Here is a 24,687-nt window from a genome sequence, read left to right as displayed (position 1 = left end):
TCTGCTTCGCTCCTTCTCACTCGTCGTCGAGTGGTGGAAGCGTCGTCGGCGGCAAGGAGGGAAGTCCCGCGTTCCGACGCTCGTGCAGGGTCTGGGGTGCGAGGTGCAGGCCGCGCGCCGAGGGAGAGGGGCTTCCCCTCTCCCTCGGCGCGACCGCTCGACCTCGCGAGGATCAGGCGCAGTCGAGAGCCTCGACCGGCGCCTCGAGCGTGGTCGTCACCTCCTTGCCGTCGAGGGTCGCGACACCGGCCACGGTGACGGTCCCGGCAGGGACGCTCGTCGCGCGGACCGCGAACGACTGGTACGCCGCCCTGCCGGCCGCGACGTCGGCGAACGCCTTCGTCCCGTACGGCGTCGTGAGGGTCAGGTCGACGGGCACGGCCTCGCCGTTCGTCGCGCGCACGGCGACGTACGCCTTGCCCGCGAGGCACCGCGGCGAGACGTCCACCGCGAGGTCGAGCTCGGGCGCGGGCGGCTCGTCGCCGTACGCGGCGAGGAGCGCGGCCTGCTCGGCGGCCGTGATCGGCAGGACGGTCCCGTGGCGCGGGCTGCTCGGCAGGTCCGCGTCGACGGACGTCCACACGCCCGAGTCGAGGTCGGTGGACTCGAGCGGGAGGTATCCCTGGCCGCCGTGGTAGCTGGGCTGGTCGACGAAGAGGTACCACTTCTCCTCGGTGTTCGACTTGAACACCGTCGGCCCCTCGCCCGCCGTGAGCGTTCCGCCCCACGGGTTCGGCTGGCCGTACCCGATCTTCTCGGCGACGAGGTCCCAGTCGGTCGAGCGCAGGTCCGTCGACTTCTCGAGGCGCGGGATCATGTACGCCTCGTCCTTGGTGAACCGGTAGTACGTGCCCTCGTGCTCGACGATCGAGGAGTCGATCATGCCGAGGCCGTCGCCGCGCTTCTCGTCGATCCACACCTGCGGCTCGCTGAACGTCACGAAGTCGCGCGTCGTGGCGTACATCATGCGCTGGTAGCTCGTCGCGATCCGGCGTCCGGTGGTGTCCGTCGTCGGGTACAGCGCCGAGGCCCAGTAGACGATGTACTCGCCGCGCTGCGCGTCGTAGAACGCCTCGGGCGCCCAGGTGTTGCCGGCGTACTCGCTCGAGACCGTCACCATGCGCTGCTCGGACCAGTTCACGAGGTCCGTCGACTCCCAGATCATGAGGGCGCGCGATCCGCGCTCCTGGGCGTTGGCGAAGTTGTTGCCGCCGTAGATGCGGAGGTCGGTCGCGAGCAGGAAGAACCGGTCGCCCTCGGGCGAGCGGATGATGAACGGGTCGCGCAGGCCCTTCTCGCCGAGCTCCGACGTGAGGACCGGCTCGGCGTCGTTGAGCTCGACCCAGTCGAGCGGGTCGTTGCCGTCGCTCACGCTGAAGTAGACCGACTCGCCGTCGGGCGTGCTCTCGCCCTCGAAGTACGGGAAGAAGTAGCCCTCGTAGTCGGCGGCGGCGGGCAGCGGCCGGACGGTCGCGTCGTACGTGTGCGTGGCCGTCGCGCCGTCCTTGGACGCCGTGACGGTGAGCTGCACGACGGCGGCCTCCTCGCCGTGCGCGGGACGCGTCACCTCGCCCGTGGGCGAGATCGTGGCGGGGTCCGACGTGACCCACGTGAGCGACGAACCGTTCGCTCCGGTCGCGGGGAGCGTGAGGTTGCCGCGCACGTCGTCGAGGTGCGGGACCCTCACGTGCTCGGCGTCCCACTGCGCCGCCTCGGCAGGCAGGAGCTGCGCGAGGACCGTGACCTCGAACGTCGCGGTGCGCGCGACCGCGCCGCGCGTCACGGCGGCGGTCAGGGTGACCGTCGCGTCGTCCTCGCCCGCCGCGGGGCGCGTGACCGTGCCGGTCGCCGAGACGACCGCGGGGTCGGACGACGTCCACCTGACGAGCGAGCCCTGCGGGCCCGCCGCCGGCAGCGCGAGGTCGGCGGTGACGGCGCTCGTGTCGCCGAGGTCGAGCGCCGCGAGGTCGGCGTCGGCGGCGGCCGTCGACGTCTCGAGCGCGAGCTCGGCCGCCTCGGCAGCCGTGACGGCGCGGTCGTAGAGCCGGAAGTCGCGGACCTGGCCCTTGAGGTACCGGTCACCGGAGTACAGCGAGCGCCCGACGTAGTTCGCCGTCGTCTGACCGCCGCCGATCTGGCCCGGGTCGGTCGTGACGTTGGTGGCCTGCTTGACCTGGACGCCGTCCTCGTAGAGCGTCGCCGTCGTGCCGGTGAGCGCCCAGGTGAGGGTCTTCCACACGCCGCGCGTCAGGTTGGATCCCTTGGTGACGGTCTGCTCGGTGGACCAGTTGCCCGTCGCGATCGAGGTCCGGTACGCGTTCCCGGTCGTGAAGAGGTAGCCGTTGCCGGCCGTCCCGCTCGAGTTGCCGAGCCCGTAGACGAAGTACGGCGTGGCCTGCGTGGTGTCGACCAGCACGTCGAGGCTCACCGTCGCGTCGGTGAGGCCCGCGAGGAGGTGGTCGGGCAGGTCGACGTAGTCGTCCGTGCCGTCGAGCGCGAGACCGTCGGGGGTCGCCGTCGCGCCGTGCACCGTCGCGGGGCCGAACGTCGAGCCCGCGGCGAGGTTCGCCGTCGTGCCGCCGGTGGTGCTGGCCGCGTCGAGCGGGTACCAGGCGACGAGCCCGTCGTCGTCAGCGCTCACTGCCCCGACGGTCGCGGTGGCGACGGGCGACGCCGTGGCGCCGGCCGTGCCGAGCATCGTCGCGGTGAGCGCGCCCACCAGCCCGACGGCGATCCCCGCCGCCCGCCGACGCCGACGCTCGGGTCGGCGTGTCCTGACTTCTCTCATGGTCGTCCTTCTCCTCGTCGAGATGAAGCGTGAAGCGCCTGCCTGCCGAGGTAGAACCCTGGTCCGCGAGATAGAGCCCTGGTCTCCTACCAGGGCTCTATCTCGCGAACTGCGGTTCTATCTCGCGGTGGTCAGCCGCACGTGGCGGCGTCGTATGCGACCTCGTGCTCCGTCGTGACGGGCTGCGGACCGTCGGGGGTGTCGAGGACCGCGGTGCCCGTGGCCGTCGCCGTGCCCGCCCCTACCGACGTCGCCCGCACCGCGAACGACTGGTAGGCCGCCTTCCCCGGCGCGACGTCGGCGAACGTCTTCGCCCCGAACGGCGTCGCGAGCGTGACGTCGGCGGGCACGTCGCCCGCGTTCGTCGCGCGGACCGCGAGGTAGGCCTTGCCCGCGAGGCACCGGGGGGTGGCCTCGACGGTCAGCTCGACCTCGGGCTGCGGCGCGACGTCGACCGGTTCCACGCTCTCGAGCGTGGGCGTGACCTTCTGGATGAGGCCGTCCTCGCCGAACGTGAGGCGGTCGATCGTCGTCTCGCGGTTGGTGCCGTTGCCGCCGGGGATCGCGAAGCGGTGGTACGCGATGTACCAGTCGTCCGTGCCCTCGACGTTGAGGATCGAGCTGTGCCCGGTCCCGAGGATCCCCTGCGACGCGTCCTTCTCGAGGATGACGCCGCGGTAGGTCCACGGGCCGTCCATGCTCGTCGCGGTCGCGTACCCGACGCGGTAGTTCGGCGACCCGGTGTCGTCGATCGAGTAGGTGAGGTGGTAGATCCCGTCGCGGAAGTTGACGAACAGGCCCTCACGGAAGTCCGTCAGCCCCGGGATGCGACGCAGCGTGTCCTGCTCGATCGACGTCATGTCGTCGGACAGCTCGGCCATGACCGGGCCGTTCGACGGGCCGCCGTTGCCCCACAGGAGCCAGTACTTCCCGGTCTGCGGGTCGTGGAAGGCCGCCGGGTCGATGGCCTGACCCGACGCGATCGACTCGCCGTTGGTGATCATCGCCGTGGGCTCCGCGGTGAACGGTCCCTCGGGGTTGTCGGCCACCGCGACGCCGATGGTCTTGCGGTTGTACGTCGGGTTGTGGCCCGAGAAGTAGAAGTAGTACTTCCCGTCCCGCTCGATGATCGTCGGCGCCCACGCGTTGCCGGTCGCCCACGGGACGTTCCCGTTCGCGCCGTCGAGCGTGAGGAACGGCTCCTCCGAGCGCTCCCAGTCGACGAGGTTCTTCGACGTCCAGACGTAGAAGTCCTTGCCGCCCCAGCCGGGCGTGCCGTCGGTGGTCGCGTACAGGTAGAACGTGTCGCCGAACTGCGCGATGTTCGGGTCGGCGTACCGGCCCGGCAGCACCGGGCTGTTCATCTCCTTCGCCTGGACCGTCCACGTGCGCGACGACCCGTCCGGTCCGGTCACCGTGTACTCGACCGGCTCCGAGAAGTCCTGCGCGGAGCCGTTGGCCGGCGAGACCGTGGCCCGGGACGAGAGGGCGAGCACGGGCGAGAGCGCCGTGAGGTCCGTCCCCGGCTCGACCGGGAGCGTGACCGTGGAGCTCGCGCCGTCGACGATCGCCGGGACCTTCAGCTCCTCGAGCTCCGCGCCCGTGACGGCCGTGTGGTCGGCACCGAGCTGGAACACCTCGTCGGCGGTCAGCGCGCGGTCGTAGACGCGGAAGTCGCGCACCGAGCCCTTGAGGTAGCGGTCGCCCGAGTACACCGAGCGGCCGATGTAGTTCGCGAGCGTCTGGCCACCCCCGATGTCCTTCGGGTCGATCGTCACGCCGGTCTGGCGCCCGACCTCGACGCCGTCCTCGTAGAGCACCGCGGTCGTGCCCTCGAGCGTGTACGTGAGGTGCTTCCAGACGCCGCGCTGCAGGTCGGCGTTCTTGCTCACCGTCTGCTCCGTGGTCCAGTTGCCCGTGGCGATCGAGGTGCGGTAGGCGTTGCCGGTCGTGAAGAGGTAGCCGTTGCCGGCCGTCCCGCTCGTGTTGCCGAGGCCGTAGATGAAGTACGGCGTGGCCTGGTCCGTGGCGATCTTCACGTCGAGGCTCACGGTGACGTCCGTGAGGCCGGCCAGCAGGTGGTCGGGCAGGTCGACGTAGTCGTTCGTCCCGTCGAGCGTCACGCCCTCGCCGGTCCCGGAGAAGACCGCGCCGCCCGTGAGCGTCGCCGCGCCGATCGTGGCGTCGGGCGCCGAGTTGGCCGCCGTCGTGCCGCTCGTCTCGTCGAGCGCGTAGCGCACCACGAGCCCCGGGACGTCGGAGGTCACCTCGACCGCGACGTACGCGGTGCGCGACCCGTCGGCGGTCGTCGCGGTGACCATCGCGTGGCCCTCGCCGACGCCGGTCACGACGCCCTCGGCCGAGACCGTGGCGACGGACTCGTCGTCGGACGCCCACGTGACGGCGCGGGCCGTCGCGTTGGCCGGGGTGACGGTGGCGGTCAGCTGCCGCGTCCCGCCGGTGCCCACCTGGACCGACGCCGGGGTGACGGTCAGGCCCTCGACCGGCACGACGTCGTCGGTCACGGTGACGACCGCGCGGGCACGGACGCTCACCCCGCCGCCGAGAGCGCCTTCGACGACGAACTCACCCTCCTGCGCGTAGGACGCGGGGTCGACCGCGTCCCACGTGACGTCGGCCGGACCGGAGGTCCCGTCGGCGAAGCGCGCGGTGACCTGGGCGGGCAGCACGGGCGCGGAGCCCGTCTGCACGGTGACCGCGACGTCCTCGACGGACTCGACGAACGCGTCGGGCTGGTACGTCCTGAGCAGGCGGTCGTACTCGGCCTGCGTCACGGGGAGCACCGTGCCGTGGCGCGGGCGCGACGGCATCTCGTAGTCGGTCGACATGGTCCACTCGGCGGCGTCGAGCGACGTCGACTCGAACGGCACGTAGCCGCGGCCGCCGAACTCGTCGATGAAGAGGTACCACTTGTCCTCGGTGTTCGACCGGAAGATCGTCGGCCCCTCGCCCTGGTTGATGCCCGGGCCGGTCGAGTTCGCCTTGCCGATGCAGTCGGTGACGTAGTCCCAGTCGGTCGAGAGCAGCTCGTCGGACTTCTCCGCGAGGATGAACTTCGAGCAGGGCGTCGTCGAGGTGTTGTTCCGCTCGTCCTTCGTGAAGCGGTAGAACGTGCCGTCGTCGTCCTGCGCGACGGTCGAGTCGATGACGGAGTAGCCCGGGTCGACCCAGACCTTCGCCTCGGAGAACGTCACGAAGTCGCGCGTCGTCGCGTACATCATGCGGTTGTAGCTGTTGCCGGTGTGGCCCGGGTCGTCCTCGGCGTAGAGCTTCGAGGCCCAGAAGACGACGTACGCGCCGATGCTCTCGTCGTAGTACGCCTCCGGCGCCCACGTGTTGCCCGCGGTGTCCGGAGAGACCTCCACGAGCCGCTGGTCGGTCCAGTTCACGAGGTCCGTGGACTCCCACACCATGATCGACTTCGAACCCTGCCGCTGCGCGGCGTCCCAGCCGTTGCCGTCGTAGATCCGCAGGTCCGTCGCGATCTGGTAGAACTTGTCGCCCTCGGGCGAGCGGATGATGAACGGGTCGCGCAGGCCCTTCTCCCCCAGCTCGGACGTCAGGACCGGCTGGTTGTCGTTGAGGTTCTGGTAGTTGAGCGGGTCGTTGCCCTGGCTCAGGCCGAAGTACACCTGCTCGCCGGTGGCCGTGCCCTCGCCGACGAAGTACGAGAAGAGGTAGCCCTCGAGCTCCTCCTGCTCGGGCAGCGGCGGGACCGTCGCACCGAGCTCGCGCGTCGCGGTCGCCGTGCCGACCGTGACGGTCGCCGTGAGCGTCACGGACTGCGCGTCCTCGCCGTGCGCGGGCCGCGTCACCTCGCCCGTCGGCGTGATCGTGCCCGACGACGACTCCCAGCTCACGCTCGCACCGTGCAGCCCGGTCGTGGGCAGGGTGAGGTTGCCGCGCACGTCGTCGAGGTTCGGGACCTCGAGCGCCGCGGCCGCGGCGTCGGCCTTCGCCTGGTCGCCGTCGCCCGGGAGGACGGTGACCTCGAACGTGCGGGTCTCGGTCGCGCCGCGCAGGGCGGCGGTGGCGGTGAGCGTCGCGGTCGCCGGCTCCTCGCCCGCGGCCGGACGGGTCACCGTGCCGTCGGCCGCGACGACGCCGTCGTCCGAGGTGGTCCACGTGACGGCCGTGCCGCCGACACCCTTCGTCGGGAGGTCGAGGTCGGTCACGACGGCGCTCGTGTCGCCGAGGTCGAGGGCCGCGGCGTCGGCGGTGACGGCGTCCTGCGCGGCGTCGGCGGAGATGTCGGCGACCTCCTGCGCGGTGAGCGCGCGGTCGTAGAGCCGGAAGTCCTTCATGCGGCCCGTGAACAGGTTGTCGGCCGCGTAGGCGGACTTCCCGAGGGCGTTGGCCGTCGTGCTGCCGCCGCCGATCGCGCCGGGCGTGATCGTCACCGCGGTGTTCTGACCGACCTGCGCGCCGTCCTCGTAGAGGCGGGCGGTGCCGCCGCCGAGCGTGTAGGTGACCGTCTTCCAGACGCCGCGGGCCAGCGCGCCCGCGGGGGCCTTCGCGGTGTTCTGCTCACGACCCCAGGCGAGGTCGGAGATCGTCGCGCGGTAGTTCGCGTTGCCGGTCGAGAACAGGTAGCCGTTTCCGGACTGCGGCGTCCCGACGGCCGGGTTGCCGAGGGTGTAGAAGAAGTAGTTGCCGGTCAGCGCCGGGTCGATCCACACGTCCGCGCTGACGGTCACGGCGTCCAGGCCTGCGAGCAGGTCGTCCGGGAGATCGACGTGGTTCGCACCGCCGAACGTCAACCCCTGACCCTCGCGCCAGCCGCCTCCCGACCCGGCGAGCGTCGCGTCGAGCCCGTTGCCCGACGCGTCGTGCGCGACGGTGCCCTCGGTCTCGTCGAGCGGGAGCCACAGCTGGAGGCCGTCGGTCGTCGGCTCGGCGAGCGCTGCGGTCGACGCGGGTTCGAGGGCGGCCGGCGCTGCGGTGGCTGCCGCGGCGGGCGCGAGCGGTCCCACCAGGGCGAGCCCGAGCAGCGCGGCGAGCGCACGCCGTCCGGCACGCGTGTCGGACGGACGCGTGCCGGACGTGCGCGGGTGCAGGGTGGTCGCGGACCGGTGACCGGCCGGCGGCGTGTCGGACGAGCCGGCGGTCCCTCCCGACGTCGTTCGAGAGCTGTCTGGTACGTGGCGTGAGGTCATCGATGACTCCTCGTCGTCGTGCCCCGGCGGCACCGCCGGGCGGCACGTCCGTCGTCGGACGCGCGCGTGTGAACGCTAACATGTGAGCGCAAACATGAATAGGGTGAGCCCTGAGGCGATCACGTTCGAACGTCCCCGCCAGCTCCCGTCCGCCGAGGTAGAACCTGCGGTCGCGAGGTAGAACCCGGCGGGTTCTACCTCGCGGCCTGCGGCTCTACCTCGCGGTCAGCAGGTGGTCGCGTCGTACGCGACGTCGAACGTCGTCGTGACGGGCTGCGGTCCGCCCGGGCCCTCGAGCACCGCGGTGCCCGTGACCGTCGCCGTTCCCGCGGCCACCGACGACGCGCGCACCGCGAACGACTGGTACGCCGCCTTGCCGGGCGCGACGGCGGTGAACGTCCTCGTCCCGGACGGCGTCGCCAGCGTCACGTCCGCCGGCACGTCGCCCGCGTTCATCGCGCGCACCGCGACGTACGCCTTCCCGGCGAGGCACCGCGGCGTCGCCTCGACCGTCAGCTCGACCTCGGGCTCCGGCACCACGTCCCCGGGCACGATCTCCACGGTGTAGGTGGTCGACGTCGTGTGGTCCTGCGCCACGCCGACGACCTCGACGGTCCGGCCGGTCCCGTCGGCCGGGAGCGGCACGACGCGGCCGGCGGTGTCGTCGATCAGCACGCCGTCGACGCGGACGAGGCCGCTCGGCAGGTGCGGGTCGGCGTCGAGCACGACGCTCGTCGTGCCCCCGGGAACCGTCAGGGTGTAGTTCGTCGTCGCCGGGTCGAACGCGGGGGCTAGCGTCCCGGTGTCGAACCCGAGCGCGGACAGCCCCGGCGTCGTGTCGTACGACGCCGCGCGGTCGACCCGGACGCCGAACACGCCGCCCGCCCACCCGCCGGTCGCCTGGAAGCGCACGGTGACGACGGGGATGCGCTCGCCGTCGTCGTCCAGCACGTACTCCCCGGCGCTGTCGACCTTCCATCGCGTGTCCTCGCCGATCTCGAGGTACTTCGCGGGGAGCTGCGTCGAGTCGACGTAGAACCCGTCCTCGTCCTCGTTCGGGGCGCCGTCGACGACCCTGACAGTCTTCAGCCTCTCGTCGTTCACGTACACGTCGAACGTGCGGCCCGCGTCGCCCCCGTAGTACGTGACCCCGAGGTGGTTCGCCGCGGAGTCGGGGTCGATCACGAGGTCGTAGCTGAACCAGCCCGTCCCGTCGGCGTGCCGGAACTGGCGCCCGGAGAACGCCCCGACCGACGACCCGCTCTGCTTCAGGTTCTTCGCGTTCTCGAAGTTGTTGTTGTCGAAGCTGGTCAGCTCGTCGACCGTGCGGTCGGCGTCGCGCAGCTGCTGCTTGGCGCGCAGGATGCGCTCCTGCGACGCCGCGGAGTCCGGCTCGTCGAGGTTGAGGTAGAGCCCGTACGTCACGTCCCAGTTGGTGTGATGGGGCGTGAAGACGAGGCCGTCCCCGTCGGCGGTGTTGCGCAGGCGGAACTGGACCCGCCCGTCGGCGGCGTCCTCGACGCGCACGAGGTTCTCCGTGATGCGTTCCTTCCACTCGTCCGCGCCCATGCCGGCCGCGGTGACGGTGGTCTGCGCGTCCTCGTCGCGCGTGGACGAGCGCACGAGGATGCCCGTGCCCTGCCACGCGGGCTCCGGGATCTCGCCCAGGTTCGCGGAGAGCACGACCGGCCCGTAGCGGAACGCGACGAAGTACGGGTCGTCCGGGGTGTCGACGACGGACACCTCCATCGGCATCGTGTACCGGATCTGGTCGCCCGCCGCGACGGGCAGCACGACGTACCCGCGCGACACCGTCGGCTCGACCGCGGCGCCGTTCACCTCGAGCGACACGTCGCCCGCGGCCCACGACGGCACGCGCAGCCGCAGCGTCGTCCCCTCGGCGACCGCGCCGCCGTCGAGCGCCGCGACCCGGAACGTCACGGTGTCGTCGTTCGGCAGGTTCGCCTCTTGCTCCACGCGCAGGTTCTGCGCCGCGTGGTCGAACGTCGAGGAGAAGAACATGTTGACCCACACGGAGCCCTGGCCCGTGAAGTAGACCGAGTCGCCGAGCTTGGAGAAGTTCTCCATGCCGGTCCCGGTGCAGCACCAGAACTCGGTGAAGGGCAGGTTGAAGACCTTGTGGTAGCCCGAGCCCATGGGGTTGAAGTAGGTCGTCGTGCCCGTCTCGGGGTTCTGCGACGACAGGATCGTGTTGATGAACGCGTTCTCGTAGTAGTCCGCGTACCGCACGTCCTTGCTCAGCTTGAACAGCTCGCGCGACAGCTTGAGCATGTTGTACTCGTTGCACGTCTCGGCCGTCTCGGCGTTGCGTGCGTCGCCCTGCTCGTCAGCGCGCTCGTGCAGCGAGCCGGGCTCGTGGAAGTGCTCCGCCTGGCTGTTCGCCCCCGTCACGTAGGTGTGGTCGTTCACGACGATGTCGAAGAAGTTCTCCGCCGCCGCGAGGTACATCGGCAGCTCGTCCTTCTCCGCCTGTGTGAGCAGCGCGTAGTACTCGGGGTTCTGCGTGAAGACGCGGTAGCGCTTGAGCGCGCCGAGGAGCTTGGGGATCTGCGTGTTGGCGTGCTTGCCCGGCAGCACGTCCTGGCCCGCGGCGAGCTGGCGGAAGAGCGCCACCTCGTCGAACGCCTCCGCAGCCTCCTTGATCCGCACGTCGCCCGTGGTCTCGAAGAGCTCGTAGAGCGCCTCGTTCATGCCGCCGTACTCGGTGCGCAGCATGACGTCCGTGCTCGGCAGCCTCGACACGCGACCCTGCACGTACAGCCCGAAGTCGGTCGCGACCGCGAGCGCCTCGTCCCCGACGGGGCCGTCGACGTGCTCGGCGACGTCGAGCAGGCCGGCGAGCACCTTGTGCAGGTTGTACCAGGGCACGATGACGTTCTCGTCCGACGACCCGGTGCCCTGCACCTCGTCGAGGATCGACTCGCGGAAGGCAGACACGTAGCCCGCCGAGCCCGGGTGCGCCGCGGCGTACGCGTCCTGGACGCGCGAGAGCCCGCCCACGCCCTGCTCGATCTCCGCGAAGAGCGCGTCCTTCGTCGCCTGGTCCGGGGTCGACGACCACGACATCGCGAGCGCCGACAGGTAGTGACCGAACGCGTGACCGCGGAAGTTCACCGCGTTGCTGCGCTCCCAGCCGCCGTACCCGGCGGCCGTCGTCGGGGTCAGCCCGCCGACCTTGTAGAACTCGTAGAGGAACGTCTCGGAGTCGAGGCTGAGCAGGTACTCGTGCTCCTTCGACGCCGCGTTCTGCAGGAAGTCGTCGGAGAGCAGGACCGACGGCAGCGTCGTGTCCTCGAGGGGCGTCTCGTCCACGAGGGCGGGGACGAGGACGTCGAAGGTGCGGGTCACAGGATCTCCGTCGAGGTAGCGAACGGTCGCGGTCAGCGTCACGTGGGCGTCGTCCTCGCCGAGGGCCGGGCGGTTCACGGCGCCGTCGGTCGCGACGACCTCGGGGTCGGACGACCGCCACGTCACCGTCGAGCCGCGCGACCCGGTGTCCGGCAGGACGAGCGCGACGGTCGCGCGCTCGGGCAGCGTCAGTCCGTCGGCGTCGTCGCGCGCGACGGCGTCGCGGTCGATCACCTGTCCGGACTCCTCGTAGAGGCCGACGACGTCCGCGAGGTTCGCGACGCCGTCGTACAGCCGGTACTGGTCGAGCGCCGCCCGGAGGTAGCCGCCGTTGTACTGCGGGCCGTTGAAGCCGATGGTCTTGGGCAGCGCCGGGTCGGAGCCGAGCACGCCGGTCGCGTCACCGCCGATCGCGTTGGCCACCGTGGACGGCACCTTCTCCCCGTTGCGGTAGAACGCGACGTCCTTCGTCGCGTGGTCGTACGTGACGACGACGTGGGTCCACTCGTCCACCGGGAAGAACGACGCGCGGTCGGAGCTCGCGACGCGCACCTTGTACGGCTGGCCGCTCGCGGGGCCGACCGACAGGGCGAGCGGCACCGTGTCGGACTCGGACGACAGGTACCAGCCGTCCGAGTTGTAGGCGCGCTTGTTCCACGTGACGAGGTGCTCGCCTGCGAGCCTCCCGCTCGGCTCGATCCAGAACGACAGCGTGAGGTCCTCGGGCTGCAGCTCGGTGGACGTGCCGAGGTCGAGGTACGTGCTCCCGGTCAGGCGCAGGGCCTGGGACCCGGGGACCACACCGTCCACGTACTCGAAGCCGGCGGGCGCGGACCCGGCGTGGCCGCGCAACGACACGGGGTGCGCGAGCGGGCCGGAGTCGGCGACGTCGCCCTCGAACGCGAGGTCGAGGACGGGGTCGGACAGCGCCGGCTCGACCGCGACGGCGGTCGGCGCCCAGGTGGTCAGGGCCAGCGCGGTGGCGGCGGCGACGGCGGCGAGCCGCGCCGGCCCACCGGGTCGACGGCGCACGCCGTCGGTCGTTCTCGGATGCATCGTTGCTCCTCGGGTCACGCGCGGGCTGCGGTGCCCGGCGACGTCGTGCGGTCGGGGTGGTGACCCTCGTGGCCTGTCGGACCGGCCACGAGGGAAGCGGGCTGCCAGGTCGAGCCCTGGGCCGCCACCGCCGTGGCGACCTGGCGGTCGAGCGGGCGGGGCGGCGTCGGATGCGAAGGGCGTAGAGCCGCGCGCGGAGACCGCCGGCCGAACGCCCGAGGTGACGGCGCGGCAGCCCGAGCACCGAGGCCGCCCCGCCCGCGGAGGCGGGGCGGCCGTCGGTACCCGGGCTCTACCTCACGGTGTTCAGCCGCAGTCGAGCGCGTCGTAGGCGACGTCGACGCTCGACGTGACCTCGTCGCCGTCGACCACGGCCGTGCCCGTCACGGTCGCCGAACCGGCCGGGACGGAGACCGCGCGCGTCGCGAACGACTGGTACGCGTTCTTGCCCGGCGCGACGTCCGCGACCGCCCTGGTGCCGAACGGCGTGGCGAGCGTGACGTCCACGGGGACGTCCTCGCCGTTCGTGGCCCGCACCGCGACGTACGCCTTGCCCGCGAGGCAGCGCGCCTGCGCGGTGACGTCGAGGTCCAGCTCCGGAGCGGCCTGCTCCGCGTGGAGCCGGACGAACGTGATCGAGTACGCGGGGAACTCGTACGAGAAGTCCTCCCCCACGCCGGTGATCGTCCGCTCGACGGGCACCAGGAGCTCGGGGTCCGCCTTGGTGTTGGTGTCCGACGGCGAGCCCACCATCTCGGTGACGGTCGCCTCGTCCGAGATGCCGGCCGAGCCTGCCAGCCCGTCCACGTGGACCTGCGTGCGCGCCGCGGTCGCGGTCGGGTTGACGACCTTGACCACCACGTCGCCGGTGTCCTCGTCACGCGTGACGACCTGGTACAGCGACTTGGTGGTCGCCTGCTCGTAGGTCATCTGCAGCTCGCCGTCGAGGTAGAGCTCGATGGTCGAGCCCTCGACGACGACCTTGATCCGGTACGCCTGGCCGGCCTCGATGCTGTGGTTCTCGACCGCCTTCACCTCTCCGGCGCTGCCGCCCGAGGCCCGCTGGAGGGCCTGGCGCGTGTTGTTCCACCCGCCGAGGTTCCACCAGTAGTAGTCGTTCGGCCCGCCGGCGGCGAAGCCGACGAGGAAGCCCTCGGACCCCGCGCTCTTGCGGGCGTCGAGCTCGAGCGTGTAGCTCGACCAGTCCTTCGCGTAGGCGCCCTCGACGATCGAGCGCGCGTCGGTGACGTTCGTCGCCGACTGGACGTAGGCGCCGTCCTGCGCGGCCCACGTGCCCGCCTGCGGCTCCCACCGGTCCGCACCGGCCTCGAAGTCGTCGGAGAACAGGACGTCGCCGGAGGCGTTGTCCGTGACCCGCACGTTGTCGTACTGCGCTGCCGTGTTCCACGTGGACAGGAAGACGCCGCCGTCGAGCGTCGAGCTCGCCGGCGCAGGTCCGGAGTGCGTGCTGGGCACGACCTGGTCCCCGACGTTCGCGGAGAACATCTGCTGGACGTGGTAGTTGACCGAGCCCCACGACTCGTCGTTGTCGAACCAGATCGCGTCCGGCGACCACTGCACGTACGACTCGTTGGCGAGCAGCGGCGCGTACGACGCGAGCCGGACGACGTCGGAGTTGCGCTCGAGGCCCGTCATGAACGCCGCCTCGGACAGCGCGTTGGCGAACGTGTTGCCGCGCGACGCGTACTCGCCGAGGAACACCGCCGGGCCCTCGCGGTCGTAGGTGTCGTACCGCTCGTCGTTCTCGAGGAACCACTGGGGGTCGTTGTAGTAGTGCTCGTCGACCAGGTCGACGCCCTGCTGGCGGTTGAACTCCCAGAGCTCGTCGAAGCGCGTGCCGGTGTCGTCGGGGCCGGAGTTGGAGATGATCTCGATGTCCGGGTAGGCCGCCGCGATCGCGTCGCGGAAGGCCGGGAAGTTCGCCTCGAACGTCTTCGTGTTCTCCTCGTTGCCGAGCCCGATGTACTTGAGGCCGAACGGCTCCGGGTGGCCGAGCTCGGCGCGCACGGCGCCCCACTCGGTCGTGACGTCGCCGTTGGCGAACTCGATGAGGTCGACCGTGTCCTGCACCCAGCGCTGGATCTGCGCGGGGTCGGTCATCTCGGGGATGGTGCTGCCGCAGCCGTTGGCCCCGACCGACACGACGGGGAGCGGCGTCGCGCCGAGGTCCTCGGCGAACAGGAAGTACTCGAGGTAGCCGATGCCGTACGACTGGTTGTAGCCCCAGAAGTTCCAGTTGGTCGCGCGCTCCTCGACCGGACCGATGGTCTCCTTCCACTGGTACGTGCGGCGACGGTCCGTGAAGCCCGACTCCTCGTACGTCCGGAACGTGCCGACGTTCGTCACGCACCCGCCGGGGAAGCGCAGGAACTGCGGGTCGAGCGCCTCGATCTTCTCCGCGAGGTCCTTGCGCAGCACCGACGGCCCGTTGACCGGGCCGACCCACGTGTCCTGCGGGAAGAGCGACACCTGGTCGACGGCGAGCGTGCCGGCGGCGCCGGAGAGCAGCGCGAGACGGCCGGCGTTGGTCGTCCCGGTCGCGTCGAGCGTCAGCTCGTACTTCTTCCACGTGTTCGAGCCGTCGACGGCGACCTGACCGGTCGCGTAGGCGGTCGTCCCGGCCTCGTCCTCGACGCGCACCGTGAGGGTCTGCGCCGTGGCCGAGCGCGCCCAGACGGAGAAGTCGTACGACTCCCCCACCTCGACGAACAGGCCCGTGTTGTAGCCCGCGTTGCGCACGCCGGCGCCGGCCGCCGTGGTGGTGAGGTTGAGGTAGTTCCGGTTCGTGGCGTTGAGGCGACCGGCGTCGTTCACGACCTGCGTGGTCGCGGTGGCCCCGCCGCGGTTCGCGGCGCTCCACGCGGTGAGCCCGGTGAAGGACGCGTTGTCCTGGTTGGTGAACTCGAAGGACCGGTTGCGCACGAGCTCGGCGTAGAGGCCGCCGTCCGCGGCGTAGTTGATGTCCTCGTAGAAGATGCCGTAGAGCTCGTCGCTCATCTCGGTCCGCTCACCGGCGAGGTCGACCGTGAGCTCGTGGTCGGCGCTCGACGTCGGCGTGAGCGTCAGCTTCGTCGCCTGCGCGCGCGGGCCGAGGACGAGCGCGCCGTCCGAGGCGCGCACGCCGACGTGCTGGTCCGGATCGGCGGCGCTGCGCAGCCACACCGTGCCGCCGCCCGCGTCGGTGATCCGCAGCGCTACGGCGTCCGTGCCCGCGCCCCCGAGGGAGAGGCGGGGCTCCTCGTCGCCCGTCACGACGACGGGACGGTCGCCGACCGCGAGCGTCACCGGGGACGTGCCCTCGGGGGCGCCGTCCACCGGCGTGGCGTCGAGCGCGACGGTCGTGGCGGGTCGCTCGTCGTCGAGCGCGAGCCCGTCGTCGGTGGCGACCAGGTACCGGGCGTCACCCGGTCCGGAGAGCGTGAACGCGCCGTCGGGCACCTGGTCCGTGCCCTCCGCCGCTGCCAGCGCCACGTGGTCGAAGACCGCGGTGTGCGACGTGCCGTCCTGCGCCGCCAGGGCGTAGAGCCCGACCTGCGTCGTCGGGAAGTCGACGTCGACGGAGCCCGCCGGCTGCCACGCCGTGCCGTCCCAGTACGACGTCGTGATCGTGTCGCCCGCGCGCTGCATGCGCAGCGTCTCGCCCGTGGAACCGGGCCGGTCGGTGAACGAGGCGGCGGCGAACACGCCGCCGGACTCGACGTCGTTCTCGATCGCGCGGCCGGACGGCGACAGGTCGCCGACGAAGGTCAGGCCGGAGCGGACGTAGTTGTCCATGTCCTGCCACGCGATGAGGCCCGCGCCCTGGTAGACGCGGTCGACCGGCGCCTCGACGTGCGTGACGACCGTGAAGTCGCCGTCGGGCACGTCGAGCATGACGACGTTCTGGGCGGTGTTGTTGGTCTGCCACGTGTCGCCCGGCTGCGACCGGAGGGTGAGCGCACCGTCGGCGACGGTGAGCGCCTCGGGCACCGGGTTCACGACGGTCCAGTCGGCGCCGAGCTCGGCGCCGTCGAACGTGTCGATCCACGCGCCGTCGGGCAGGTCGGGTTCCGCGGCGGACGCGGGCAGCGACGACGCGAGCGCGACCGTGCCGACGAGCCCGCCGGTGAGCGTCGCGGCGAGCGTGCGTCGCCATCGCCTCGCTCGGGTGTCCAGGGGTGCCTCAGGGTGATCCATGGCCTTCCTCTCCTCGTTGAGAGACGCGGTCCGTGCCATCCGTGTGAGCGTTAACAGGCTCGCGCTCACCGTAGTGTGAGCGCTCACATCTGACAAGGGTCCTCGTCGGGGACGTCGCGGGGCACAGGTGTGCCCTCGCGACCCGGGGTGCCGGCCCCGTCCAGCGCTGCGGTGCCCCCGGGCGACCGGGGGGTCAGACGGGCGCGGGCACCGGGTCGTCCCCCGCGCGCCGGCACCGGCCGACGCACGACGGGACGCACCCGGCGCCCACGCTCACCGCCGTCTGACGACGAGCACGCGCTGCAGGATCACGAAGATCAGGAGCAGCACGCCGATGACGATCTTGGTCCACCAGGAGGACAGCGTGCCCTCGAAGGTGATGATCGTCTGGATCAGGCCGAGCACGAGCACGCCGAGGACGGACCCGAGCACGAAGCCGGTCCCGCCCGTGAGGAGCGTGCCGCCGATGACGACGGCGGCGATCGCGTCGAGCTCCATGCCGACCCCGGTGAGCGAGTAGCCCGACCGGGAGAACATCGCGAACAACAGGCCACCGATGCCGGCGCACGTGCCGCTCACCACGTACACGAGCACCTTCGTGCGGGCGACGGGAAGACCCATGAGCATCGCCGACTGCTCGCCGCCGCCGATCGCGTAGACCGTGCGGCCGAACTGCGTGTAGTGCAGGACGAAGAAGGCGATCGCCACCACGACGAGGGCGATGACGACGGCCGTCGTGATCCGCCAGCCGTCGCCGAACTCCTGGCTCCAGCTCGAGAGCGCGACGAACGACTCGTCCGTGATGGGGATCGACTGGAGGCTGATGACGTAGCACAGGCCGCGTGCGAGGAACATCGCGGCCAGTGTCGCGATGAAGGGTTGGATCTCGAACACGTGGACCATGAGGCCGACCACGAGGCCCAGCACGGTGCCGATCAGCACGGAGATCGCGATGACGACCGCGACGGGCCAGCCGCTCTGCAGGAGCGTCGCCGTCGTGATGCCCGACAGAGCGACGACCGCGCCCACGGACAGGTCGATGCCGCCCGTGAGGATCACGAAGGTCATGCCGACGGCGAGCACGATGAGGAACGAGTTGTTGATGAACAGGTTCGAGATCACGCGCGCCGAGAGGAAGTTCTCGTACCGGCTGCCGCCCACGACGAGCATGAGGACGAGGACGACGAGCGTCCCGAGGACGGGCAGGTAGCGCCGGTCCAGGCGGAACCGGCCGAGTCGCGCTGCCATGGTCGGGCTGCCTCCGCGGCGGGCCGGACCGGCACCGCGGGGGCCGGGCGACGAGGTCGGAGCAGGAGTCTGGACGGCGGCCATCAGGCACCCACCTCCGCGGCGACGGCCGCGTTCGGCGCGGCCCGACGACGGCGGGCTGCGAGCTTGTCACGGACCACCGGGGACTGCGCGAGGCACACCGCGATGACCACGACGGCCTTGAACAGCGGCGTCACGGACGGGGAGATGCCGAGCAGCGTGACGGTGAAGGTCAGCGTCTGGATGATGAGGACGCCGACGAGCGTCCCCGAGAGCGAGAACTTGCCGCCCGCCAGCGAGGTGCCCCCGATGACGACGGCGAGGATCGCGTCGAGCTCGATGAACAGACCGGCGTTGTTCGCGTCGGCCGCCATGGTGCCCGACGAGATCATCAGCCCCGCGAGTCCCGCGAAGAGCGAGCACACCGCGTAGACCGTCCAGATGATGCTGCGCGACCGCACGCCCGCGAGGCGGCTCGCGGCCGGGTTGATACCGACGGACTCGATGAGCATCCCGAGCGCGGTGCGCCGCGTGAGCACGGCCACCGCGGCGAAGACCGCGCCGGCGACGAGCACCGCGACCGGCAGCCCGAGCCAGAAGCCCGAGCCGAGCGTCTTGAACGGCGCGCTCGTCACGGTCGTGATCTGCCCGCCCGTGATGAGCATCGCGATGCCACGGCCGGCCATCATGAGGACGAGCGTCGCGATGATGGGCTGGATGCCGACGACCGCGACGAGGAACCCGTTCCACAGCCCGAGGACGAACGACAGCACGAGGGCGAGCCCCATGGCGACGAGCACGGTCGTGACGCTGCCCGGGTCGGGCGACGAGGCGATGAAGGTCAGCGCGACCGCTCCCGAGATCGCGACGACCGCGCCGACCGAGAGGTCGATGCCGCGCGTGGCGATGACGAGCGTCATGCCGAGGGCGACGAGCAGCAGCGGCGCGCCGTTCTTCAGCAGGAGGACGAGCGAGCCCTCCAGGTGGCCGTCCCGCACGCCGATCGAGAGGAAGCTCGGCCGGTTGATCGTGTTGGCCACCAGCAGCGCGGCCAGCGCGGCCAGCGGCCAGAACAGCCGGTGCTGGGTGACGCGGCGCCAGGTGGGCGTCGTGGCGGTCATGAGTCGGACCCTCCGCTCGCGATGAGCTCGACGACGTCCTCGACCGTGACGTCGTCGTCGTTGGTGATCTCCGCGACCTTCCTCCGGTCGCGCAGGACGGCGATGCGGTGGCTGAGCCGCAGCACCTCCTCGAGCTCGGCCGAGATGAACACGACCGACATGCCCTCGCTCGCGAGCTGCGCCACGAGCTTCTGGATCTCGGCCTTCGCGCCGACATCGATGCCGCGCGTCGGCTCGTCGAGGATGAGCAGCCTCGGCGCCGTCGCCAGCCAGCGCGCCAGCAGGACCTTCTGCTGGTTGCCGCCGGACAGGTTCTTGATGAGCGCGTCGGGGTTGGCGGGCCGGATGGACAGCGCCTCCATGTACTTCGTCACGAGCTCGTCGGCCTGGCGGGTGGGCACCCGGCGCAGCCACCCGCGCTCGGCCTGGATGCCCAGGATGATGTTCTCGCGGATCGTCAGGTCCCCGACGATGCCCTCGGCCTTGCGGTGCTCGGACGAGAACGCGATCTTGCGCTGCATCGCCGCGCGCGGCGTGCGCAGGCGTACCGGCGAGCCCTCGACGACCGTCTGCCCGGAGTCCGCGTGGTCCGCACCGGCGAGGAGCCGCGCGAGCTCGGTGCGGCCCGAGCCGAGCAGGCCCGCGAGCCCGACGACCTCGCCCGGGTAGACGTCGAGGTCGAACGGCTGGACGGACCCCTTGCGGCCGAGGCCCACGGCCTGGACGAAGGGGGTGACGTCGGCGTTGTCGGCGACCGAGCGCTTGGGCGTCTCCTCGAGCGCGGACAGCACCTCGAGGGACGTCCCGATCATCTTCGACACGAGCTCGAGCCGCGGGAGCTCGGCGGTGCGGTACTCGCCGACGAGCTTGCCGTTGCGCAGCACCGTCATGCGGTCGGAGATCTCGTAGACCTGCTCGAGGAAGTGGGAGACGAAGAGGATCGCCACGCCGTCGTCCCGCAGGCGCCGGACGACCGCGAAGAGCTGGGCGACCTCGTCCGCGTCGAGGCTCGACGTCGGCTCGTCGAGGATGAGCACCTTGACGTCGACCACGAGGGCGCGGCAGATGGCGACGAGCTGCTGCACGGCGAGGGAGTGCGACGAGAGGGACGACGCGGGGTCGATGTCGAGGTTGAGCCGAGCGAGCATGTCGCCGGCGCGACGTCGGGTCGTGCGCCAGTCGATGGCCCCGAACCGGCGCGCCTCGTGGCCGAGCATGATGTTCTCGGCGACGGAGAGGTTCTCGCAGAGGTTGACCTCCTGGTACACCGGCGAGACGCCCGCGGACTGGGCCTCGCCCGGTCCGGAGAACGTGTGCTCGACGCCGTCGACGACGATGCGCCCGGAGTCGATGGAGTAGACGCCGGTGAGCGCCTTGATGAGCGTGGACTTGCCGGCGCCGTTCTCGCCCATGAGGGCGTGCACCTCGCCGGCGCGCAGGGTGAGGTCCACGCCGTCGAGCGCCTTGACGCCGGGGAACTCGATGGAGATCCCGGTCATCTCGACGACGGGCGGACCGTCCGGGCTGGGGGTTGTCATCGCTGACCTTCCGTGCGGTCGACGGCGGCCGGTCGACGTCGACCGGCCGTGCCTGGTGGGGCGGCAGCGCGCCGGGGCCTCGGTGGGCGCCCGGCGCGCGGCCGGTCCTCGGGGTGGGGGAACGCTACCGCGCTCTCCCCGGGGCGGGAACCCCGCAGCGTTCCGCGGGCTCCGTCAGGATCAGTACTCGCGGGTCGGCAGGGCCTCGATCGCCTGCTCCTGCGTGAAGGACTGGTCCTCGACCACGATGCGCTTCTCGACCTCCTCGCCGGCGACGACCTTCTTGATGATCTCGGCGAGGTCCGGGCCGAGCAGCGGGTTGCACTCGACGATGAAGTTGATCTTGCCGTCGGCGAGGGCCTGCATGCCGTCCTTGACCGCGTCGATCGTCACGATCTTGATGTCCTCGCCCGGGACCAGGCCTGCGGCCTCGATGGCCTCGATCGCGCCGAGCCCCATGTCGTCGTTGTGCGCGTAGACGAGGTCGATGTCGTCGTGCGCCTGGAGGAAGCCCTCCATGACCGTCTTGCCCTCGGCGCGCGTGAAGTTGCCGGTCTGGGAGTCGATGATCGTCACGTTGGGGTTGTCGGCCGTGGCGTCCTCGAAGCCGGTCTTGCGGTCGATCGCCGGGGCGGCGCCGGTCGTGCCCTGGAGCTCGACGACGTTGATCGGCTCGGTGGCGAGGTTCTCGGAGACCCACTCGCCGGCCATCTCGCCCTCGAGGATGAAGTCCGACCCGATGAACGACTCGTAGAGCGTCTCGTCCTCGGAGTCCACCGCGCGGTCGGTGAGGACCACGGGGATGCCGGCCTGCTTGGCCTCCTCGAGCACCGCGTCCCAGCCGGACTCGACGACCGGGGAGAACGCGATGACGTCGACGCCCTGCGCGATGTAGGACCGGATCGCCTGGATCTGGTTCTCCTGCTTCTGCTGCGCGTCGGAGAACTTCAGGTCGAACCCGTTCTCCGCCGTCAGGGTGTCCTGGATGGACTTGGTGTTCGCCGCGCGCCAGCCGGACTCGGCACCGACCTGCGAGAAGCCGACGGTGATCGTGTCGCCACCGCCGCCGTCGCTGTTCGCCGTGCCGCCGTCGCCCGAGTCGCTGCCGCTGCTGCACGCCGCGAGGGCGAGGACCGCCGCGCCGGCGAGGATCCCGGTCAGGCGCGTGCGCGCCTTCGTCGTGCTGAACATGCTCTCCTCCTTGAGATGCGGCCCCCGGCGCCGTGCCGAGGTCCCGTTCTGGTCGTGCCAGCCCGTCGTCGGACTGTTTACTCTTGTTCGTACGTGTTCAGATGTGTCCTTGTCTAGCGGTGTCACAGCACTCACCGCAACCCGGCGCGCGGCCCGTCGGACCGCCCCGCGCACGCATGTGAGCGCTAACACCCCCCTGGGCTGAGATGTTAGCGCTCACACGTCGTCGAGCGAAAGTCATTCCGGTCACGGTTGGATCACGACCACGGCCAGGGGCGCCCGACATGCCGTCGCACGGCTCGAGGTTCACCCGATCGGCGCCGCCCGGGGCCAGCCGTCGTCGGTCCAGCCGAGCTCGTGCAGGGCGAGCCGGAAGTCGCCGCCCTCCCGCTCGTCGTAGTAGTGGAACGCGAGCACGGCGTCCCCGGCACCGTCGGAGACCGACTGCCCGCCCGGTCCGATCGCCCACCCGTCCGACGCGAGGAGCTCCGTCCCGCCACCGAGCGCCATGTCCTCGCCCGCGGCGTCGAGGAACGGTCCCGAGACGTCGCGCGACCGCCCGACCGCGATCCGGTACGTCGAGTCCGTCCCGCGGCAGCACGAGTCCCACGACACGAAGAGGTAGTACCAGCCGTCCCGCTCGAGCAGCGCCGGCGCCTCGATCGCGTTGTCGGGGACACCCGACCGCGACGCGACGGTCACGGGCTCCGCGCCCTCGGCGGGCTTGCCGCTCGGCCACTCGATCGGCACGGCCTGGATGCCGCCCCAGAACGAGCCGAAGAACAACCACGGGTCGCCGTCCGCGTCCTCGACCACCGTCGGGTCGATCGCGTTGAAGTCGTCCTCCCCCGGCCGCGACCGCACGACGACGCCCTGGTCCGTCCACCCGTAGCCCGGGTCCGCGGGGTCGATCGTCGACCCCGTCGCGACCCCGATCGCCGAGTCGTTCGAGCCGAACGTCGACGCGGAGTAGTAGAGGTACCACGTGCCGTCGTGCTCGACGACCTCCGGCGCCCAGTAGTTCCCGACGCCGTCGATCTCGTCGCGCACCCACTGCGGGTCCCCGCTCGCGTCCCACGCGGTGCCGGCGTCCACCCACGTGCGCCCCGCGTCGTCGGACCGGCGGACCTGCGGCGCGCCGAAGCCCACACGCACGTCGCCGGTCGAGTACACGAACCACGGCTCGCCGTCCTCGCCGGCGACGAGCGCCGGGTCGTGCACCCGCACGTCCCCCGTGGCGGGGATCGCCGTCCCCGTCACCGGCTCCCACGGCCGCACGACGACGAGCACGGCGCCGACCGCCACCACGACGAGCGCGACGATCGCCGCGACGACGACCGTCGCGGGTCGCCGACGACGACGCGCGCCCGGCGTCGCGGCGTCGGTGCCGTCGGTGCCGACCGGTGCGGCGTCGGCGCTCGTCCCCTTGGTCATGCGCGCGCCAGCCGCAGCACGGACCAGGAGACGGCGGGCAGCTCGGCGCGGGCGCGGTCGTCCGCGACCTTCGCCGACGTGTTGACGACCGGGACGACGCTCGTCGCGTCGTCGGCGGTCGCCTGCCACGTGTGGTCCGGGTTGGACAGCGTGAGCGCCTCGACGAGGCGCAGGCCCGGGAACCCGCGCAGGTCGACGTCGAGGTCGACCGCGCGCGTGGTCGAGCGGTTGACCGCGAACAGCACGACGTCGCCGGTCTCGGGGTCGTGCGTCGCCACGGCGTCGAGCACGGGGACGTCGCCGAAGCGCGCAGTCTCCTCCGCAGGCGACTGCACGGCCACGCGCAGCACCTCGCCCGCCGCGTGGCGCGCGGTGAGCGCGAACGGGTGGAACGTCGTCTGGCGCCACGACCGGCCGCCGGGCTCGGTCATGATCGGCGCGATGACGTTGACGAGCTGCGCGAGCGACGCGGCGTGCACGCGGTCCGTGTTGCGCAGGAGCGAGACGAGGAGGTTGCCCACGACGACCGCGTCGGCCACGTTGTAGCGGTCCTCGAGCAGGACGGGCGCGACGGGCCAGTCGTCGCCCGACGGCGGCTTCGACTCGGCGCGCTTCTGGTACCAGACGTTCCACTCGTCGAACGAGATGTTGATCCGCTTGGTGTGCTTGCCGGCAGCGCGCACCTGGTCGGCGGTCGCGGCGACGGACTCCACGAAGTGGTCCATGTCCACGGCCGACGCCAGGAAGGACGCGAGGTCGCCGTCCTCCTCCCAGTAGTACGCGTGGGCCGAGACGTGGTCGACGTGCTCGTACGCCTCGGTGAGCACGACCCGCTCCCACTCGCCGAACGTCGGCATGTCGGAGCTCGACGAGCCGCAGACCACGAGCTCGACGCCCGGGTCCATCATGCGCATCGCCCGCGCGGTCTCGGCCGCGAGGCGCCCGTACTCCTGCGGCGTCTTGTGGCCGATCTGCCACGGGCCGTCCATCTCGTTGCCGAGGCACCACATCCGGATCCGGTACGGGTCCTCGACGCCGTTGGCGCGACGGCGGTCCGACCAGAACGAGCCGCCCGGGACGTTGCAGTACTCGAGCAGGTCGAGCGCCTCCTGGACGCCGCGCGTGCCGAGGTTCACGGCCATCATCGGCTCGACGTCGGCCTTCGCGGCCCACCGCATGAACTCGTCGACGCCGACGGTGTTCGGGTCGCTCGAGTGCCACGCGAGGTCGAGCCGCGTCGGGCGCGCGTCGACCGGGCCGACGCCGTCCTCCCACCGGTAGCCCGAGACGAAGTTCCCGCCCGGGTAGCGCACGGTCGTCACACCGAGCTCGCGCGTGAGGTCGAGGACGTCGCCGCGAAAACCGTCGGCGTCGGCGGTGGGGTGGCCCGGGTCGTGGATGCCCGTGTAGACGCAGCGGCCGAGGTGCTCGACGAACGAGCCGAAGGTCCGGGGGCGGACGGGCCCGACGACGAAGGCGGGGTCGAGCGTGACGGTGGCGGCGTGCATGGGGTCCTCCGGGACGGTGCGGTCGCGACGGTCGGTCGC

10 protein-coding genes are annotated in these 24,687 nt (G+C 71.4%); all 10 read right to left on the bottom strand.

The annotated features are described in order from the left end of the window. Positions 1–172 precede the first annotated feature (172 nt). Complete coding sequence (locus tag V5D56_RS08810; RefSeq protein WP_435738666.1) at positions 173–2,788, bottom strand: immunoglobulin-like domain-containing protein; 2,616 nt, start codon at positions 2,786–2,788, stop codon at positions 173–175. Between the two features lie 131 nt (positions 2,789–2,919). Continuing rightward, complete coding sequence (locus V5D56_RS08805; protein WP_435738665.1) at positions 2,920–7,965, bottom strand: family 43 glycosylhydrolase; 5,046 nt, start codon at positions 7,963–7,965, stop codon at positions 2,920–2,922. Between the two features lie 225 nt (positions 7,966–8,190). After that, positions 8,191–12,390 carry a beta-L-arabinofuranosidase domain-containing protein gene (locus V5D56_RS08800; RefSeq protein WP_435738664.1) on the bottom strand — a complete coding sequence of 1,400 codons (4,200 nt, stop codon included), beginning with the start codon at positions 12,388–12,390 and terminating at the stop codon, positions 8,191–8,193. 306 nt (positions 12,391–12,696) lie between these two features. Continuing rightward, positions 12,697–16,587, bottom strand: a complete 3,891-nt coding sequence (locus V5D56_RS08795; protein WP_435738663.1) for an alpha-L-arabinofuranosidase C-terminal domain-containing protein — start codon at positions 16,585–16,587, stop codon at positions 12,697–12,699. A 273-nt stretch (positions 16,588–16,860) separates the two neighbouring features. Beyond that, complete coding sequence (gene yjfF, locus V5D56_RS08790) at positions 16,861–17,835, bottom strand: galactofuranose ABC transporter, permease protein YjfF (protein WP_435738662.1); 975 nt, start codon at positions 17,833–17,835, stop codon at positions 16,861–16,863. An 83-nt stretch (positions 17,836–17,918) separates the two neighbouring features. After that, positions 17,919–18,977: an ABC transporter permease gene (locus tag V5D56_RS08785; RefSeq protein WP_435738661.1), complete on the bottom strand. Its 1,059-nt coding sequence runs from the start codon at positions 18,975–18,977 to the stop codon at positions 17,919–17,921. Then, on the bottom strand, positions 18,974–20,515 hold the full coding sequence (locus V5D56_RS08780) for a sugar ABC transporter ATP-binding protein (protein ID WP_435738660.1): 1,542 nt from the start codon (positions 20,513–20,515) through the stop codon (positions 18,974–18,976). Before V5D56_RS08780 ends, V5D56_RS08785 begins: the two co-directional genes overlap by 4 nt. Before the next feature lie 180 nt (positions 20,516–20,695). After that, positions 20,696–21,706 (bottom strand): ABC transporter substrate-binding protein, encoded by a 1,011-nt coding sequence (locus V5D56_RS08775; RefSeq protein ID WP_435738659.1) that lies wholly within the window; start codon positions 21,704–21,706, stop codon positions 20,696–20,698. 306 nt (positions 21,707–22,012) lie between these two features. After that, positions 22,013–23,140, bottom strand: a complete 1,128-nt coding sequence (locus V5D56_RS08770) for an arabinan endo-1,5-alpha-L-arabinosidase (protein ID WP_435738658.1) — start codon at positions 23,138–23,140, stop codon at positions 22,013–22,015. Further along, entirely contained in the window at positions 23,137–24,648 is a 1,512-nt protein-coding gene (locus V5D56_RS08765) for an alpha-N-arabinofuranosidase (RefSeq protein WP_435738657.1), read from the bottom strand. The genes V5D56_RS08770 and V5D56_RS08765 overlap by 4 nt, the downstream gene beginning before the upstream one ends. Positions 24,649–24,687: the final 39 nt, after the last annotated feature.

Source organism: Cellulosimicrobium sp. PMB13 (assembly GCF_051294865.1).
Taxonomy (GTDB): domain Bacteria; phylum Actinomycetota; class Actinomycetes; order Actinomycetales; family Cellulomonadaceae; genus Cellulosimicrobium.
This window is presented reverse-complemented; position numbering and strand designations above follow the sequence as displayed.

What these genes read in the sequence shown, in the direction of transcription:
- V5D56_RS08780 (WP_435738660.1), bottom strand. Translation starts at nt 20,515, where the DNA reads ATGACAACCCCCAGCCCGGACGGTCCGCCCGTCGTCGAGATGACCGGG.
- V5D56_RS08770 (WP_435738658.1), bottom strand. Translation starts at nt 23,140, where the DNA reads ATGACCAAGGGGACGAGCGCCGACGCCGCACCGGTCGGCACCGACGGC.
- V5D56_RS08775 (WP_435738659.1), bottom strand. Translation starts at nt 21,706, where the DNA reads ATGTTCAGCACGACGAAGGCGCGCACGCGCCTGACCGGGATCCTCGCC.
- V5D56_RS08800 (WP_435738664.1), bottom strand. Translation starts at nt 12,390, where the DNA reads ATGCATCCGAGAACGACCGACGGCGTGCGCCGTCGACCCGGTGGGCCG.
- V5D56_RS08805 (WP_435738665.1), bottom strand. Translation starts at nt 7,965, where the DNA reads ATGACCTCACGCCACGTACCAGACAGCTCTCGAACGACGTCGGGAGGG.
- V5D56_RS08795 (WP_435738663.1), bottom strand. Translation starts at nt 16,587, where the DNA reads ATGGATCACCCTGAGGCACCCCTGGACACCCGAGCGAGGCGATGGCGA.
- V5D56_RS08785 (WP_435738661.1), bottom strand. Translation starts at nt 18,977, where the DNA reads ATGACCGCCACGACGCCCACCTGGCGCCGCGTCACCCAGCACCGGCTG.
- V5D56_RS08810 (WP_435738666.1), bottom strand. Translation starts at nt 2,788, where the DNA reads ATGAGAGAAGTCAGGACACGCCGACCCGAGCGTCGGCGTCGGCGGGCG.
- yjfF (WP_435738662.1), bottom strand. Translation starts at nt 17,835, where the DNA reads ATGGCAGCGCGACTCGGCCGGTTCCGCCTGGACCGGCGCTACCTGCCC.
- V5D56_RS08765 (WP_435738657.1), bottom strand. Translation starts at nt 24,648, where the DNA reads ATGCACGCCGCCACCGTCACGCTCGACCCCGCCTTCGTCGTCGGGCCC.